Below are 17,655 nucleotides of genomic sequence, written 5' to 3' on the forward strand. Positions count from 1 at the left end.
GGGCACGTACGTCTGCATGCCCGTTGAAATACATTACCTGATTGGTTGTTGATGATTTACAAGCTATACGGATCGCCTAGAGCCAATGCGACCCTAGAAGCAGGAGACTTTCCTAACGCACGGCAAATTTGCCAACCCGCTTCATTGATGACGCCAAGGTCAACGCCTGTTTCAATCCCAAGTTGCTCACACAGATAAAGTACATCTTCCGTTGCAACATTGCCACTGGCTCCTTTCGCGTAAGGGCAGCCGCCGAGCCCCGCTACTGCGCTATCAATGGTGTTGATGCCCATTAACAAGGCTTGGTAGATATTGGCTAATGCTTGTCCATAAGTGTCATGAAAATGTACTGCGAGCGCGTCTTTTGGCAGTAGCGTTAACAACGAATCCAGCATGGCGATAACGCGATTAGGCGTTGCTTTACCGACAGTATCACCGAGCGAAATCTCATAACATCCCATATCAAACAACGTATTGGCGACCTTGGTAGTTTGCTCTGGCTTGATTACTCCCTCATATGGACACACCATGGTACAAGACAAGTACCCGCGTACAGGAATGTTGTGCTGGTTCGCCAATTCGATAACGGGTTCAAATCGAGCGAGACTTTCGGTAATGCTGCAGTTGATGTTCTTCTGGCTGAACGTTTCTGAAGCGGAGCCAAACACCGCAATTCGCTTTACACCGCTTTCCAGCGCACGTTCTAACCCTGCGAGATTTGGTGTGAGCGCGCTATAAACCACGTCAGGCTTTTTTGAGATACCAGCAAACACCTGATCGGAATCGGCCATTTGAGGCACCCACCTTGGAGAGACGAAAGATCCCGCCTCAATATGCTTTAAGCCACTGCTGCTTAGTTGGTTAATCAAACGGATTTTATCAACCAGCGTCACTGCCGTTTCATTTTGCAGACCATCACGAGCGCCGACTTCGACGATATTAACCTTCGCTGGTAGCATATTCGCGCTCCTTATCTTCACTGACGTTATCCGATATCAAAGACAAATTCAGCAGTATGGAACCGTGCTGTACTTGGTCCCCGTGCTGATAAAACAATTCGTCGACTGTTGCTGCGACCGGAGCCGTGATGGTGTATTCCATTTTCATTGCTTCGAGTACCAAAAGCGGATCGCCCGCCGCCACTTCGTCACCTTTAGCCACCATAACTGCTGAAATTATGCCGTTGAGTGGTGCGGTTGGACTTAGTTCATCATCTACATCTTTTGCAGAGTCAAAGTTAGGTTGATGAGCGAACGTGCGCTGCTGACCAAGATAAAATAGTGTTGTTCTTTGTTCATCGCTAAGTGCATTAAAGGTGTAACGCACATTATCAATATCGACGATAATCTGGTTGTCACTTTCAAGCAGGATGACCTGATGCAGCTCCTCACCACATCGGACAGTGAAGTGAGATCCTGTATCTTGCGATGATTGTTGCAAACGTACCTGATGGTTGGCATTGGCATCCGTGAAGTTAAATCGGTAAACGTTGTCAACTGACAGTCTAAAACCTCGTCTGGTTGGCGCGGGTAACGTTGAGCTGTCTGATTTTGAAATGAGATCATTCCGGTGAGCAACCGCCGCCAATGTAAGCCAGATTGAATCCGACACGTCTTGCTGCTCATTTATGCCTTGTTGATGTGTTACGAGGAAACCTGTATCGAGCTCAATCTCGGCAAAGGCTGGCTGCGAAATAATACTGTGCAGATAACCAATGTTTGTCGTTACTCCACGTACGTGATATTGAGTTAACGCCTGCTTAATCTGCTTTAGAGCGATATCACGAGTTTGCCCCCAGACGATCAGTTTGCTGATCATTGGATCGTAATATTCGCTGATGCTATCGCCTTGGGTAACACCACTATCAACGCGTACGCACGCTAGGCGCACACTACTGTCTGATACGGGTTCTTTTAAGTAATCAATGCGGCCAGTCGACGGCATAAAGTCATTGTCTGTATCTTCTGCGTAAATTCGCAGCTCAATTGAATGACCGTTGTGGGTGATTTCAGATTGCGAAATAGGTAAATGCTCGCCAGCTGCGACTTTTAATTGCCACTCCACCAAATCAACGCCGGTGATCAATTCAGTAACAGGGTGTTCAACTTGCAGACGAGTATTCATTTCCATGAAGTAAAACTCACCGCGGCTATCGAGCAAGAACTCCACCGTGCCCGCGCCAACATAGTCGATCGCTTGAGCGGCCTGAACCGCAGCTTCACCCATTTGTTTACGCAGTTCATCACTAAGACCGGGAGCTGGTGCTTCTTCGACTACTTTTTGGTGACGGCGTTGAATGGAGCAATCGCGATCAGAAAGATAGACACAGTTGCCATGTTGGTCAGCAAATACCTGAACTTCAACGTGGCGAGGCTGCAATATACATTTTTCGATTAGAAGCTGCTTATCGCCAAAGCTTGAAAGTGCTTCACGCTGCGCACCGTCGATGGCCAGAGGCATTTCGGCTGCGCTATTGACCACTCGCATGCCTTTACCGCCGCCCCCTTGGGTTGCTTTAAGCATCACTGGGTAACCGATTTTTTCAGCTTCCGCTAATAAGTGCTCTACGCTGTTGTCTGTGCCGTGATAGCCGGGAACCAAGGGCACGTTCGCCTCTGACATGATTGCCTTGGCTTGAGATTTAGAACCCATTGCCTCAATTGCGCTGGTGGAAGGGCCAATAAAGGCGATGCCATTTTCGCTGCACGTTTTCGCCAGTTTCGGATTCTCGGAAAGAAAACCATACCCAGGGTGGATAGCATCGGCTTGCCATTTTTTCGCAGCACCGATAATCGCATCGATATCGAGATACGATTCACTCGCCGGAGCGGGGCCAATGAATTCAGCGAAATCCGCTTGTTTAACATGTAAGCTGCTGCGATCCGCTTCGGAATAGACGGCAACCGTCTCTATAGCCATGCTTTTTGCGGTTTTAATGATTCGGCAGGCAATTTCACCGCGGTTTGCGATCAGTATTCTTTTAAACATGATTCCTCCAATTGGCGGCGCGCTTTTCAAAAAATGCAGCTAGTCCTTCTTGTCCTTCACTGGACACGCGAGCGGTTGCAATAGCTTGGCTGGTGTATTCAATTAATGAATGATCGATAGGTTGGTTATCACAGCGTAAACAAAGTGCTTTTGCAGCCTGCATGGCTTGTGGACCGTTGTTGAGCAGGTGATCAATGGTGCGATTGACGGCTTCACGTGGTTGAGAGTCTATCTGATGAAGAATACTCATCGATAGTGCGGTTTCGGCATCAATCAGTTCCGCGGTTAAAAAGTAGCGTCGGCTTTGTCGTTGTCCAATCGCTCGAATGACGTAGGGTCCGATTGTCGCGGGTAACAAACCGAGTTTCACTTCACTCAAACAGAAGCGGCTTTCAGGTGTACCGATAGCGATATCGCAGCAGCAGATAAGCCCAAGTGCGCCGCCAAATGCAGCGCCATGCACCATAGCAATGGTTGGTTTGCTAAAGGCATCCAGTTTGTGCAAGAGCAACGCTAACTGCTGTGCATCTTGCAGATTTTCCCCCTCGGTTTTGGTGGCCATTGACTGCATCCAGCCAAGATCCGCACCCGCAGAAAAGTGTTTACCTTGCGCCGTTAGTACCAATGCACGTAGAGAGTTGTCTCTCTCAAGTTTTTCCAAGGTGTCGATAAGTGAAGCAATTAATTCATCATTAAACGCGTTGTGTTTCTCTGGTCGATTGAGGCTCAACCAAGCAACGCCATTGCTGTCTTTTTCAAGCAGTAGTCCGGTCATGTGACTTCCTTTGTCTGACATTTCAGTCTGTATTTCAATGCTCGCTAACCATTACTTTTTAAACATCGGTATTCGCGAGGAGTTAAGGTTTGCCTTGCATCCGGCTACATGCGGAAGATGCCAAATTTACTGTCTGGTATTGGCGCATTAAGCGCAGCAGACAGAGCAATGCCGACAACATCACGGGTTTTCGCAGGGTCAATAATGCCGTCGTCCCACAGGCGTGCACTGGCGTAGTATGCATGGCTTTGAGTCTGATATTGCTCCGCAATTGGACGTTTGAACGCTTCTTCTTCCTCTACGCTCCAGCTTTCACCTTTGCGAGTTTTGATATCGCGGGTCACTTGCGCCATCACGCCAGCCGCTTGCTCTCCACCCATGACGGAGATGCGCGCGTTTGGCCACATCCACATCATGGTTGGATCATAAGCGCGGCCACACATGCCGTAGTTTCCTGCGCCATACGATCCACCAATAACCACGGTAAACTTCGGCACGTCTGCACACGCAACAGCAGTTACCATTTTCGCACCATGTTTGGCGATGCCTTCGGCTTCGTACTTCTGACCGACCATAAAGCCCGTGATGTTCTGCAAGAAGAGCAGAGGAATTTTGCGTTGTGCGCACAGCTCAATAAAATGCGCGCCTTTTTGTGCTGATTCCGAAAATAGAATGCCGTTGTTAGCGACAATGCCAATCGGCATACCGTGAATATGGGCAAAGCCACAGACCAAGGTTTCGCCGAACAAGGCTTTAAATTCATCGAACTGGGAATCATCAACAATTCGGGCAATGACCTCTTTAACATCAAACGGCTTTTTAAGATCGGTTCCGACGATGCCGTACAGCTCTTGGGCAGGAAAACGTGGTTCCTGAGGTGCTTTTTGCTTGAGTTGAACGGGTTTCAAGTGGTTGATTTGTGAAACCACTTGTCTTGCCAACTCTAACGCGTGGTGATCATTTTCTGCGTAATAGTCCGCCACACCAGAGGTGCGACAGTGAACGTCTGCGCCACCAAGATCTTCCGCGCTGACTTCTTCACCTGTCGCTGCTTTTACAAGAGGTGGACCTGCCAAGAAAATCGTGCCTTGTTCTTTGACTATGATGGAAACATCACACATCGCAGGAACATAAGCGCCGCCAGCGGTACATAGCCCCATGACCACAGCGATTTGCGGGATACCCTTGGCTGACATTCGGGCTTGGTTATAGAAAATACGACCGAAGTGGTCTTTGTCTGGGAAGACCTCATCTTGGCGGGGTAGGTTAGCGCCGCCAGAATCGACTAAGTAAACACACGGCAGTTGGCATTTTTCTGCAATTTCTTGTGCTCTTAAGTGCTTTTTCACGGTGAGTGGGTAGTAACTGCCGCCTTTTACCGTCACGTCGTTCGCGACGATCATGCACTCAGTGCCGTCAATTACACCCACACCGGCAACCACTCCAGCACATGGAACGTAATCTGGATACACATCCCAACCCGCGAACTGGCCAATTTCTAAGAAGGATGAACCGGGATCGAGGAGGGCAAGAATGCGCTCACGTACCGGAAGTTTGCCTTTCTTCTGCTGATGCTCACGTGCTTTCTCGCCGCCACCATCTTCGATTTGCGCAGTCACGGTATAGAGTTGATCCACGAGCGACGCCATAGAGCGGTAGTTTTCCTGATACTGCTCTGAATGGGTATTAATATTGGTCGTCAAACAAGCCATAAATAGCCGATCTCCATTCGGTAGACGGGTGACACCACCCGCCTTTATCTATGTTGAATAAGATTTAGGTTGAATAAGGAATTTATTTAGATTCAGAACGCCTAGGTATGTTGATTAGGCGCTTTCGTTAAACAATTCGCGACCAATAAGCATGCGGCGAATTTCTGAAGTGCCCGCACCGATTTCATACAGCTTGGCATCTCGCAACAAACGGCCCGTATCAAACTCGTTGATGTAGCCGTTACCGCCAAGTAGTTGAATCGCATCCAGTGCCATCTTGGTTGCCAGCTCTGCGCTGTAGAGGATCGCGCCAGCAGAATCTTTACGTGTGGTTTCACCGCGATCACAAGCGGCAGCGACGGCGTAAACATACGCTTTAGCGGCATTCATTTGTGTGTACATATCGGCGATTTTTGCTTGAACTAGCTGGAATTCACCGATGGATTTACCGAACTGTTTACGGTCGTGAATGTAAGGCACAACGATATCCATACACGCCTGCATGATGCCAAGTGGGCCGCCTGCAAGCACCACACGTTCGTAGTCGAGGCCGCTCATCAATACTTTCACGCCTTGGTTTTCTTCGCCGAGAATATTCTCCGCAGGGACTTCGCAGTTTTGGAAGACCAGCTCACACGTATTCGAGCCGCGCATGCCCAACTTGTCGAGTTTTTGTGCTTGAGTAAATCCAGGGAATCCGCGTTCCACAATAAACGCCGTGATGCCTTTGGAGTGCTGGCTTGGGTCTGTTTTTGCGTAGACAACATAGGTGTGTGCATCAGGGCCGTTGGTGATCCACATTTTGTTGCCATTTAATAGGAAAATATCGCCTTTACGTTCGGCTTTAAGCTGCATAGAGACCACATCAGAGCCGGCGCCGGGTTCACTCATAGCAAGGGCGCCGATATGTTCACCGGAGATGAGCTTAGGTAGGTATTTCTCTTTTTGTGCTTGTGTGCCGTTGCGGTGGATTTGGTTGACACAAAGGTTGGAGTGAGCGCCGTAACTTAACGCAACCGAAGCGGATGCTCGGCTGATTTCTTCCATAGCGATAACGTGGGCGAGATAGCCCATGCCTGCACCACCAAACTCTTCGCTGGTGGTCACACCTAAAAGACCCATGTCACCTAATTTGGACCAAAGATGGTTTGGAAAGTCGTTAGTTTGGTCGATAGATTGCGCTAGCGGCGCAATTTCTCTTGCAGCAAAACTATTGATTTGCTCGCGAAGCAAATCGGTATTTTCGTCATAAACAAAGTTCAGGGAAGAGTAGGTAGATTTCATTGCGTGTCCTTGCCTTTACGTCACCTACATCCCAGAGTTGAGGTGTTAGGTGACTTTTTCGCCTTTCATGGATCTCAGTGTGTTTTGGCATCGCAACTGCGCAGCATTTAACTCCATCATTACCGCTTGAATGTCGTTTGCTTGCTGTTGCAATGCTGCCTTCTTCTCTTCGATCAACCGAATCATATAGTTCAACTGCTCAGTACTTTGATCGGTATCGTAGAGTTCAAATAACTCTTTGATATCTGCAAGAGAAAAGCCCAATCGCTTACCTCGCAAAATCAGTTTTAGTCGAATTCGATCACGACCATTGTAGATTCGAGTGTTGCCTTTACGTTCTGGAGTTAGGAGACCTAAATCTTCGTAGAAGCGAATGCTTCGAGTAGTAATGTCGAACTCTTTCGCGAGCTCGCTGATCTTAAATGTGTTCATTCCTTAACCTTACGACTTTCGTATAACATTTACATGAATATACAATTCGTTAACGTTAAAGTAAACAAACAACATCCACTCTTGAGCCTTGATATCACTCGCATTTACTCGAAATCAAAGAATCACTCGAACAAACAATAACCTCAAACTTGACGTTAACGTAAATGTTAGTATAGTTATGACGTAAACGTCAATAAAAGGTTAATGGAATGAAAAATGAAACATGGATTGTTGCCGCTAAGCGAACGCCTATCGGCTCTTTTCAAGGTGCATTAGCTTCAACAGATGTCACGGAACTCGGTGCGAGAGCCATTCAAGGGGCGCTAGCCGAAAGCCAACTCGATGTGCACAAAATAGACGAAGTGTTGATGGGGTGCGTTTTACCCGCCGGTGTGGGGCAAGCGCCTGCAAGACAAGCAAGTCTTAAAGCTGAAATGCCACAATCGATTGGTTGTACGACACTGAACAAAGTTTGTGGATCGGGTATGAAAACCGTGATGCTGGCATATGACCTTATTCAATCTGGCAATGCGCATGCTGTCATCGCTGGTGGCATGGAAAACATGTCGTCTTCTCCTTATCTATTAAAGAAAGCGCGTGATGGTTTCCGTTTAGGTCACGAGCAAGTGCTTGATCACATGTTTTATGACGGTTTGCAGGATGCCTACCAAGGCGAGCTGATGGGTGTCTTTGCAGAACAGACGGCGCAAAAGTATCAGTTCAGCCGTGAAAGTATGGATGCCTGGGCGCAACAGTCGTTGACTCGTGCGCAGCAAGCAATCGAACAAGGTTTGTTCAAAGAAGAGATCGTGCCTGTTAACGTAAAAAATCGACGCGGCGAAACCTTGGTTGTAGATGATGAGCAACCGAGCAAACTCGACGTCACTAAAATTCCTACCTTACGCCCTGCGTTTGCCAAAGATGGCGGCGTAACCGCAGCAAACTCTAGTTCCATTTCGGATGGTGCGTCGGCAATGATCTTAGTCGATAGTGAGTTTGGTCGTCAGGAAAACCTTCAGCCTCTAGCCAAAATTGTCGCGTACAGCACGCATGCAAGACAGCCTGATGAGTTCACCATCGCACCAGTCTTCGCGATTGAATCGCTGCTGGAAAAAACGGGCTGGGAAAAATCGGACGTGGACCTTTGGGAAATCAATGAAGCTTTTGCTGTCGTGACTCAATACGCGGTGAAAGCACTCGAACTAGACGAGAGCAAAGTGAACCCGCGCGGAGGGGCTTGTGCGCTGGGGCATCCAATAGGCGCAAGTGGCAATCGAATCCTTGTCACTTTGATTCATGCGCTAAAACAAACTGGTGGTAAGCGTGGCGTTGCATCGCTTTGTATTGGCGGCGGCGAAGCTACCGCTATCGCGATTGAAATCTGCTAAATCACTCTCAACAAAGTTTCACTTACATAACAGTAGTCAGTAACAAGCTGAAAAATACAAGGATGTCATCATGACAGAACAAGTAAAGCAGTATATCGGTGGTGAATTTGCCATCTCCGATTCAAAACAATGGCTAGATGTAACCAACCCGGCAACCAACGAAGTGATTGCACAAGTACCTTGTGCCACGGAATCGGAAATGAATGCGGCGATTGCCAGCGCAACAGAAACGTTCAAACGCTGGAAAGAAGTTGCAGCGCCGGAGCGTGCTAGATTGATGTTGCGTTACCAACATCTGCTAAAAGAGCAACACGATGAGTTGGCGATACTGCTTTCAAGTGAGACAGGCAAAACCCTCGCGGATGCAAAGGGTGACATTTGGCGTGGGATTGAAGTCGTAGAACAAGCGGCGAACATTTGTAGCTCAATGATGGGCGAAACGGTGGAAAACGTCGCGACCAATATTGATGGTTACTCTTACATTCAACCGCTCGGTGTTTGTGCTGGCATCACACCCTTTAACTTCCCTGCGATGATCCCATTGTGGATGTTCCCGATGGCGATCGCTTGTGGCAACACCTTTATTCTAAAACCTTCGGAACAAGTTCCGCTGACTGCAATGAAATTGGCAGAGCTATTTGAACAAGCTGGTGCACCAAAAGGCGTATTGCAAGTTGTTCACGGGACCAAAGAGCAAGTCGACCGCATTCTGACTGATCCAGTCGTTCGTGCGATCTCTTTTGTTGGCTCTGTGCCCGTTGGTGAGTACATCTACAAAACAGGTACAGACAACCTGAAACGCGTGCAGTCATTTGCAGGTGCTAAGAACCACATGGTCATCATGCCGGATGCAAACAAACAGCAAGTCATCAATAACCTAGTTGGCGCGTCAGTTGGTGCTGCAGGCCAACGCTGTATGGCGATTTCGGTTGCCGTATTTGTCGGCGAAACCAAAGAATGGATTCCAGAGCTTAAAGAGGCGTTAGCTCAGGTTCAGCCTGGCGCGTGGGATGATGAAACCGCCGGTTATGGTCCACTGATTAGCCCTCAAGCGAAGCAGCGAGTGGTGAATCTGATTAATGAAGGCAAAGCGTCAGGCGCGAATTGTGTTCTGGACGGGACAGACTGCCAAGTACCTGGCTTCCCGAACGGTAACTGGGTGGGGCCAACACTGTTTACCAACGTGACCACAGACATGTCGATTTATCAGGAAGAAATTTTCGGGCCTGTACTGTTAACTATGGAAGTGGATGACCTAGATGAAGCGATTGAACTGATCAATGCAAACCGCTTTGGTAATGGTACGTCTATTTTCACGGCGAACGGCGCTGCCGCGAGAAAGTATCAACACAATATCGAAGTAGGTAACGTAGGAATCAACGTACCGATTCCGGTGCCATTGCCGTTCTTTTCGTTTACTGGGTGGAAAGGCAGCTTCTACGGCGACCTGCATGCTTACGGTAAACAAGCGGTTCGCTTCTACACCGAGACGAAAACTGTCACCGCGCGTTGGTTTGAAGATGACATTCCAAGCGGTCCAAACATGACTATTCAACTTAGCTAATTACTGGATTAGCGACACCTCTAGCCAAGCCCTTCATCCTTTTAGAGGGCTTGGCTCGGATACAAATGCAACGAATTAGACCTTAGGACTTCAAGATGGATTTTGAATTAAACGAAGATCAACTCGCGTTTGCCGAAGTAGCAAAGCAGTTTGCAGACCAAATGTTAGCGCCGCACGCGGCCGAGTGGGATGAAAACCATCACTTCCCTAAAGATGTACTGCGTCAGGCGGGTGAGCTGGGCTTTTTGAGTATCTACACGCCACCAGAGCACGGTGGCTTGGGGTTATCTCGTTTGGATGCGGCGATCATTTTCGAGCAGTTGGCTATGGGTTGTACCGCGACTACTGCGTTTATGACCATTCACAACATGGCGACGTGGATGATCACCAGCTTTGCCAAAGCCGAAGTGGCGCAGCAATTTAGCGCGGATCTAATTTCGGGTGAAAAGCTCGCTTCCTACTGTTTAACCGAACCTAATGCCGGCTCTGACGCCGCTTCTCTAACGACTAGCGCAGTGCGTGATGGCGATGAGTTTGTTCTCAATGGCGCAAAAGTGTTTATCTCGGGTGCCGGTGATACAGATGTATTAGTCGTGATGGCGCGTTCCTGTGGTGAAGGAGCGAGTGGCGTTTCTGCATTCGTTGTTCCTGCTGATTGCGAAGGCATTAGCTACGGTAAAAAAGAAGCCAAAATGGGTTGGAACTGCCAGCCAACTCGCATGATTACCTTCGAAAATGTCCGCATTCCGGCTGACTATCTGTTGGGTGAAGAGGGAGAAGGCTTTAAGTTCGCCATGCTTGGTCTGGATGGCGGTCGAATCAATATCGCCACGTGTTCCGTCGGTACTGCGCAACAAGCACTGAACGAAGCCAAGCAATACATGAACGAACGCAAACAGTTCGGCCGTTCACTGGCGCAATTTCAAGCGTTGCAGTTCAAGCTTGCTGATATGGCGACTGAGCTGGTCGCTGCGCGTCAAATGGTGCGACTCGCTGCCGCTAAACTCGATGCCCAGCACGCAGAAAAAAGCGCGTACTGTGCCATGGCAAAACGCTTTGCTACTGATGTGGGCTTTAAAGTCTGCGATCAGGCGCTGCAAATTCACGGTGGTTATGGCTACATCAAAGAATATCCAGTCGAGCGCCATTTCCGAGACGTTCGTGTTCACCAAATTCTTGAAGGTACCAACGAAATCATGCGTCTGATCGTCGCAAGACGATTACTAACGGAAGGCGTTGAGCTGCTTTAGTCAGCTAGACACAGCCTTACCTAAAGAAATTAAAAAGGACTGAAAGATTATGACGGCACAAATGAAATTAGAGCGCGAAGCGCATATTGCCAAGCTCACGATTAGTAATCCGCCAGCGAACACTTGGACGCTTGAGTCTTTGAATCAGCTAAAAGAGTTGGCGATTGAACTTAGCAATGATCGCTCTATTTATGCGTTGGTTTTAACAGGCGAAGGCGAGAAGTTCTTTTCTGCTGGAGCAGATCTTAATAACTTTGCATCGGGTGATAAATCACAAGCAGCAGACATGGCGTTCGCATTTGGTGAAGCGTTTGAAGCGCTGTCTGCATTCGATGGGGTTTCTATCGCAGCGATTAATGGCTATGCGATGGGCGGCGGTCTGGAAGTGGCGATGGCGTGTGACATTCGTATCGCAGAAGAACAAGTACAAATGGCACTTCCTGAAGCATCGGTAGGTTTGTTGCCGTGTGCGGGTGGGACGCAAAACCTGACCGCGTTGGTAGGTGAAGGTTGGGCGAAGCGTATGATCCTGTGTGGCGAGCGTGTGACGGCCGAGCGAGCGGAAAAAATTGGGTTAGTCGAAGAGGTGGTGGCGAAAGGTCAAGCACTCGAAGCGGCTATGGAGCTAGCACAGCGTGTTGCAGGTCAATCACCGAAATCTGTGTCTGCGTGCAAAACGCTCATTCAAGGTCGACGCAGCCAAACTCATGCAGCTGGATTGGTTTTGGAGCGTGAACTGTTTTTACAGCTGTTCAATACACAAGATCAGACTGAGGGTGTGAATGCGTTTTTGCAAAAGCGCAAGCCACAATGGACAAACAGCTAGCGGAGGCCAAATGACAGGTACAGTAAATGTTTCAAAGCTTAAGTGCGCTGATGGCTCTGTTATTGGTGTGCTAGAGCTTGATAACCCAGCAGCTCTCAACGCGTTGAGTTACGTGATGATTGAGAAGTTGTACAAACAGCTTAATGAATGGCAAACGGACGACAGCGTCATCGCGGTATTCTTGCATGCTCAAGGTGAAAAAGCGTTTTGTGCTGGTGGTGATATTCAAGCGATCTACCGTGCACTTGAAAACAAAGAGCAAGACTTTGATTCTGCGTTTTCAGCGATGGAAACCTTCTTTGACCTCGAATATCGCTGTGACCATCTTATTCATACTTATCCAAAACCGATCATCGCGTGGGGACATGGTTATTTGATGGGCGGGGGAGTTGGCCTGTTTATGGGTGCCAGCCATCGCGTAGCAGAAACCACCACACGCTTTGCAATGCCAGAGATTAAAATTGGCCTTTACCCAGATGTAGGCGCGACGTACTTCCTGAACCAGTTGCCAAAACATTTGGCACTGTTCTTAAGTTTGACGGCTTGTCAAATTAACGCAACAGATATGAAAGCGTTGGGGTTAAGCCAATGGATTGCACAGCCAGAAAACAAGCAAGTGCTGCTGGATCTGCTTGCATCGGTAAGTTGGAAAGGTGAAGCGAACATCAACGAAAAAATCGCCACTACGCTGCGTTCGGTACACGTGGACGAGCCAACCGAAGGGATGTTGATGCCCTATGCGGAATTGATTGAGCAGTTATGTTCGGGTGACTTAGCGTCAATTGTTGATGCAATCAGCCGTGCTAACGTTGATAACAAGTGGTTCGTCAATGCGCAGAAGTCACTGAACTATGGCAGTCCGTTGTCGCTCAGTATCACTTATCAGCAGTTAACGCAGTATCAAAACCTCTCTTTGAAAGCGTGTTTTGATATGGAATTTAACCTAACACTACGTTGTGGCTTAGAAGGTGATTTTAGAGAAGGGGTTCGTGCGCTGATTATTGATAAAACCAATCAACCGACTTGGCAACATCGCACGGTTTCTGACGTAACGCCACAAGTTTTGGAGCGCTTCTTCTCGCCAATTGACTCAGCAGAATACCCACTGACCGCATCGTCGGTAGCTATAGCGGCACTTTAGTACAAGGAAGAAATACGATATGGACAAAATTGCATTTATTGGCCTTGGTAACATGGGTGCGCCTATGGCTAAGAATCTACTTAAAGCGGGCTTGAACGTCGAAGTATTTGATTTGAACCCAAACGCAGTTGAGGAGTTGACCGCATTGGGCGCTTCAAGTGCCGATTCCGTTCAGCAGGCAGTACAAGGTGTTGACGTGGTTGTCACTATGCTGCCAGCGAGCCAACACGTTCAAAGCGTTTATCTTGGTCAAGATGGCATCTTAGATAGCGTCGAATCAGGTACCTTGCTGATTGATTCTTCCACCATCGATCCGGCGACTGCTCGTTTGGTTGGCGAAAAAGCATCGCAACTTGGTATCAGTTTTGTTGATGCACCAGTATCTGGTGGCGTTGCGGGCGCAGCAGCAGGTACGTTAACTTTCATTGTTGGCGGCTCACAAGAGAACTTTGTTCAAGCCAGAGCGGTGCTTAGCCACATGGGTAAAAACATCTTCCATGCAGGCGATGCTGGAGCTGGTCAGGTGGCGAAGATCTGCAATAACATGATGTTGGGCATTTTGATGAGCGGCACCTGTGAAGCACTCAATTTAGGGATGGAAAACGGACTCGATCCCAAAGTGCTTTCCGACATCATGTTGCAAAGTTCAGGACGTAACTGGGCGCTAGAGCTTTATAACCCTTGTCCAAGTGTGATGGAAAATACGCCTGCAAGCAATGGTTATCAAGGCGGCTTTATGAGCCAGTTAATGGCTAAAGATCTGGGTCTTGCGATGGAAGCGGCGGTTGCCAGTCAAACATCAACGCCAATGGGCAGCTTGGCTCGTAATCTGTTTAATTTTCACAACGGTCAGGGCAACGGGCAAAAAGATTTTTCAAGCTTGTTTGAGTTCTACCAAAAGCAAAATCAGGCCTAAGGAGCGCTTATGGAGTTAGCAAATAAGGTCATTGCGATCACGGGGGCAGGGCAGGGGCTGGGTAAACAAATGGCACTGTCACTGGCGGAAAATGGCGTTCATCTTGCGCTTATCGACCTCAATTCAGATCAACTGGCTGAAACGAAAGCGGAATGTGAATCTCTCGGCGTTACCGCTCGTTTTTATGTGACGAACGTGACTGACGAACAGCAGGTGTGCACTGCTTTTGAGCAAATTGAGGCAGATTTCAAGCAGCTCAATGGCGTTATCAATAACGCAGGTATTATGCGTGATGGTATGTTCATTAAAGTCAAAGATGGTCAGGTTAACACGATGTCGCTGGAACAATTTCAGTCTGTTCTAGATGTGAATGTAACAGGCACTTTCCTGTGTGGCCGTGAAGCGAGCAAGGTAATGCTGAACACCGATAGCAAAGGGGTTCTGATCAACATATCCAGCGTTGCGCGTGCCGGGAATATTGGTCAAACCAACTATTCAGCATCTAAAGCGGCGGTAGCCACCATGGCAACGGTGTGGGCGAAAGAGTTAGGGCGTTTCGGAATTCGCTCAGTGGCGATTGCTCCGGGTGTCATCAAAACTGCCATGACAGACCAAATAAAACCTGAAGCGATGGAACGTTTAATCGGAATGATTCCGGTTGGACGTTTAGGTTTGGCGGATGAAATTTCATCGACCATAAAATACGTGTTAACCAACGAATTCGTGACCGGAAGAGTGTTCGAAGTCGATGGCGGAATGCGAATGTAACCCCTTCTGCAACATAAAAAAGGGGAGCGAGTTTGATTGTCCGCTTCCTTCCATTTTCTCCTTTCTTTTATTGCTTCTATCTGAAAAATGTATTGGATGCATCGTCGACTGCTATCTCATCGAACGGTATAAAAATTGATTCTATTTCTAATGTGAATGGTTAGTTCTATATTGCTTGTCATGTAAATGTATCAACTCACAACTAAGACGATCTTTTGTCTCACTAACGAGATCGTCATTCTTGGTGTGTAAAAAATATTCTTATTGGTCATATTGTAACCGAAAACTATTTCGGCATCTAAAGATGGTGATTTATTATTCAGCGCAAAATACATGGGAATATGAGGCTGACTGAATAACCTTCAGTTGTCTTAATAATAAATAATCAGAATTCTCAATTACACTGAAGTAACTACCCATTAGGGAAGAGCAATAATGTCACTATTTCATTCGCTTAGGACGATGCCGCTATTATTGGGGTGTCTGTGTTTTTCTGTTCAGGCCTCCACAGAAAAGGTGGAACAGGAAGGTAAGTTTTTACAGTCGTTAGAAGGCATCGAAAATCAAATTTACGCATTACCTCAGAGTTCTTTAGCTTTGATTGAAGCGTTAGAAGAAGAGTCTTTACTACAAAACCAACCAACAGCGCTGTTGGTGCGTTACTGGCTTGCCAAGGCCACGGTTTTAGAGCTGCTAGGGCGCGTAGAAGAGAGTCAAAGTGTCGTTCAAAAAGGATTGGAGCTTGTGCGTCCACAGAGCCATGAGTATCTCCTGTTTAAGTTGATTCAGATGCGAACTATGGTTGGAAAGAGCGATATCGATACCGCGCTTTCTGCGTTGGATAGCTTGTTGGAAACATCGCGTGAGAATGGTGATAAGCAACTTGAATCAGAAATCCTGTTGCTAAAAGGACGCTATTACGATGAGCAAGGTGAGTTTAAAAAATCCTATGCTGCACTTATGTCGTCCATGGATGTGGCTGAATCTTCAGGTGTTCACGGGCTGGTCGAACGTGCAGCACTAGAGCTAGGTGACGTACTTGTCAAAATTCAGGGTTACGACCGATCTGAGGCGCTTTTGGAACAAGCATATCGCTATTTTAGGGATAGGCGTATGTCGTTCAATGAGTTGTTGAGCGTTTTGACGATAGCGAAACTTCATAAAGCACAGTTCCAATACGAAGAGGCGATAGCGTCATATCAGCGAGCGTTAAAGCTGGCTCAAATTATCGGTGATGGACGCTTTAGATTTCGAGTTAACCTTGAACTTGCAGCTTTATATCGCGAGACGAAACAAGAAAAGAAGATGGTTAACCACTTGAAGCTGGCGGAGAATTTACAGTACAGAGAAACGTCTAGCGCGTATTTGGCAACATTTAAGTTGTTACAAGCCGAATATATGTTAGAGCAGCAGCAATTTGAAATACTTTTAGCGATGATCGCGCCAATGCTACCGGAGATTATAGAGAGTCGATACGTCAAGCAACAGCAAATGGAGCTACTAAAAGTCGCCGCTATGGCCTATGCGGGAAGCAATGACTTTAAACTAGCATTCGAAACTTACGGTAACTATCACGATAAATTTATCCAATTTAGCAATCAAAGAGAAGTTGAAAATCTTGAGCGCCAGCAGACGTTATTTGAGTTGGAACGACTTGAATATGAGAACGAAGATCTCAACTGGAACAATGTTTTGCAGCGTATGGAGCTAGAAAATAACCGTCGTACTTTTTACTTATTGGGTGAAGCGCTACTTGCGCTCATCGGTGTTCTATTTTTGATGGCGGTAGTATTTCTCGTCGTCAATCGCTCGCGTTTGAGAATGCGTCGCCTCGCAAAGACAGACACATTGACAGGGTTGTTCAATCGCCGTTTTTTAGAGGACTGGTTCACTATGCCAGTAGAAGTGAGGCGTGAGCGAAAAGAGAAACCGGTACCTCAATCTAAGCAAGAAAAAATACAACACTTTGTTTTTGAGCAAGTCGAGCAAGTTAAGTACGGTTATCTAGCTTTAAATAAATGGGTAGATAGCAAACTCGATAAACAGAAAATGGTGCCAAATAAACCACAATCGGGGCCAGTAACTTTAGCGTTAATCGATGTGGATTATTTCAAGCAGGTAAATGATACCTATGGGCATGTGTTTGGAGATACCGTACTAACGGGCGTTGCCAAAGTGTTGGAGGAAACTGTACGTGAAAACGACATTGTTGCTCGCTTTGGTGGTGAAGAGTTTGTTGTTGTTATGCCCAATACAGACCATGAAAACGCCCTTATTACTGCCGAACGTTTACGTAGCGCTTTATCCCTACATGGCTTTGTTACGGAACAGAAAGAAGAAGTGAGAGTGACCTGTAGTTTTGGAGTCGTTACCACTGAAGATAATGAGATGAGCTTTAAATCACTTTGCGATCAGGCCGATAAATTGCTTTATCAAGCGAAAGCGAACGGACGCAACTGCGTGAAAGGTCGCTCGCTAGCGTAACAGAAATCAAGAGTTCAGGCTCATCGCACGATGAATCTGAACTTATCCCTCCCATTTACTTTGATAGCCAAGTGACTTTGAGATCCTTGCTTCGAATATAAAACGCTGAATCTAACATCTTAAAGTC

The 17,655-nt window shown here is 47.4% G+C and carries 14 protein-coding genes; 8 read left to right on the forward strand and 6 right to left on the reverse strand.

What is annotated here, in order from left to right:
- Positions 1-56 precede the first annotated feature (56 nt).
- The 6 genes from R8O70_RS06860 to R8O70_RS06885 all read right to left on the reverse strand — a co-directional run bounded on the left by R8O70_RS06860 (position 57) and on the right by R8O70_RS06885 (position 7,191).
- Positions 57-959 (reverse strand): hydroxymethylglutaryl-CoA lyase, encoded by a 903-nt coding sequence (locus R8O70_RS06860; protein ID WP_104980568.1) that lies wholly within the window; start codon positions 957-959, stop codon positions 57-59.
- Positions 940-2,988, reverse strand: a complete 2,049-nt coding sequence (locus tag R8O70_RS06865) for an acetyl/propionyl/methylcrotonyl-CoA carboxylase subunit alpha (RefSeq protein WP_213885485.1) — start codon at positions 2,986-2,988, stop codon at positions 940-942. Before R8O70_RS06865 ends, R8O70_RS06860 begins: the two co-directional genes overlap by 20 nt.
- Positions 2,981-3,763, reverse strand: coding sequence for an enoyl-CoA hydratase-related protein (locus R8O70_RS06870; protein ID WP_213885486.1), 783 nt, complete (start codon positions 3,761-3,763; stop codon positions 2,981-2,983). Before R8O70_RS06870 ends, R8O70_RS06865 begins: the two co-directional genes overlap by 8 nt.
- A gap of 104 nt (positions 3,764-3,867) precedes the next feature.
- On the reverse strand, positions 3,868-5,475 hold the full coding sequence (locus tag R8O70_RS06875) for a carboxyl transferase domain-containing protein (RefSeq protein ID WP_248525538.1): 1,608 nt from the start codon (positions 5,473-5,475) through the stop codon (positions 3,868-3,870).
- 114 nt (positions 5,476-5,589) lie between these two features.
- Entirely contained in the window at positions 5,590-6,759 is a 1,170-nt protein-coding gene (locus tag R8O70_RS06880) for an isovaleryl-CoA dehydrogenase (RefSeq protein WP_005373245.1), read from the reverse strand.
- A 45-nt stretch (positions 6,760-6,804) separates the two neighbouring features.
- Complete coding sequence (locus R8O70_RS06885) at positions 6,805-7,191, reverse strand: MerR family transcriptional regulator (RefSeq protein WP_005373242.1); 387 nt, start codon at positions 7,189-7,191, stop codon at positions 6,805-6,807.
- 209 nt (positions 7,192-7,400) lie between these two features.
- Between R8O70_RS06885 and R8O70_RS06890 the strand changes: the two genes are divergently transcribed.
- The 8 genes from R8O70_RS06890 (at position 7,401) to R8O70_RS06925 (ending at position 17,528) form a co-directional block, all read left to right on the forward strand.
- Complete coding sequence (locus tag R8O70_RS06890; protein ID WP_213891421.1) at positions 7,401-8,579, forward strand: thiolase family protein; 1,179 nt, start codon at positions 7,401-7,403, stop codon at positions 8,577-8,579.
- A gap of 70 nt (positions 8,580-8,649) precedes the next feature.
- The gene (locus tag R8O70_RS06895) at positions 8,650-10,143 is read left to right on the forward strand and encodes a CoA-acylating methylmalonate-semialdehyde dehydrogenase (RefSeq protein ID WP_005382664.1); all 1,494 of its coding nucleotides are present in this window, start codon (positions 8,650-8,652) and stop codon (positions 10,141-10,143) included.
- Positions 10,144-10,238: 95 nt separating this feature from the next.
- Positions 10,239-11,393 (forward strand): acyl-CoA dehydrogenase family protein, encoded by a 1,155-nt coding sequence (locus R8O70_RS06900; protein ID WP_006741037.1) that lies wholly within the window; start codon positions 10,239-10,241, stop codon positions 11,391-11,393.
- A gap of 49 nt (positions 11,394-11,442) precedes the next feature.
- The gene (locus R8O70_RS06905) at positions 11,443-12,219 is read left to right on the forward strand and encodes an enoyl-CoA hydratase (RefSeq protein WP_213891419.1); all 777 of its coding nucleotides are present in this window, start codon (positions 11,443-11,445) and stop codon (positions 12,217-12,219) included.
- A gap of 10 nt (positions 12,220-12,229) precedes the next feature.
- A complete protein-coding gene (locus R8O70_RS06910) occupies positions 12,230-13,360 on the forward strand; it encodes an enoyl-CoA hydratase/isomerase family protein (protein WP_033906448.1) in 1,131 nt (376 codons plus the stop codon).
- A 19-nt stretch (positions 13,361-13,379) separates the two neighbouring features.
- Positions 13,380-14,276, forward strand: coding sequence for a 3-hydroxyisobutyrate dehydrogenase (gene mmsB / locus R8O70_RS06915; RefSeq protein ID WP_017633668.1), 897 nt, complete (start codon positions 13,380-13,382; stop codon positions 14,274-14,276).
- 9 nt (positions 14,277-14,285) lie between these two features.
- On the forward strand, positions 14,286-15,044 hold the full coding sequence (locus tag R8O70_RS06920) for an SDR family oxidoreductase (protein WP_005373217.1): 759 nt from the start codon (positions 14,286-14,288) through the stop codon (positions 15,042-15,044).
- A 462-nt stretch (positions 15,045-15,506) separates the two neighbouring features.
- On the forward strand, positions 15,507-17,528 hold the full coding sequence (locus R8O70_RS06925) for a diguanylate cyclase (protein WP_374043690.1): 2,022 nt from the start codon (positions 15,507-15,509) through the stop codon (positions 17,526-17,528).
- Positions 17,529-17,655: the final 127 nt, after the last annotated feature.

This window comes from Vibrio sp. 779(2023) (assembly GCF_033344285.1).
GTDB classification, from domain to species: Bacteria; Pseudomonadota; Gammaproteobacteria; order Enterobacterales; family Vibrionaceae; genus Vibrio; species Vibrio alginolyticus.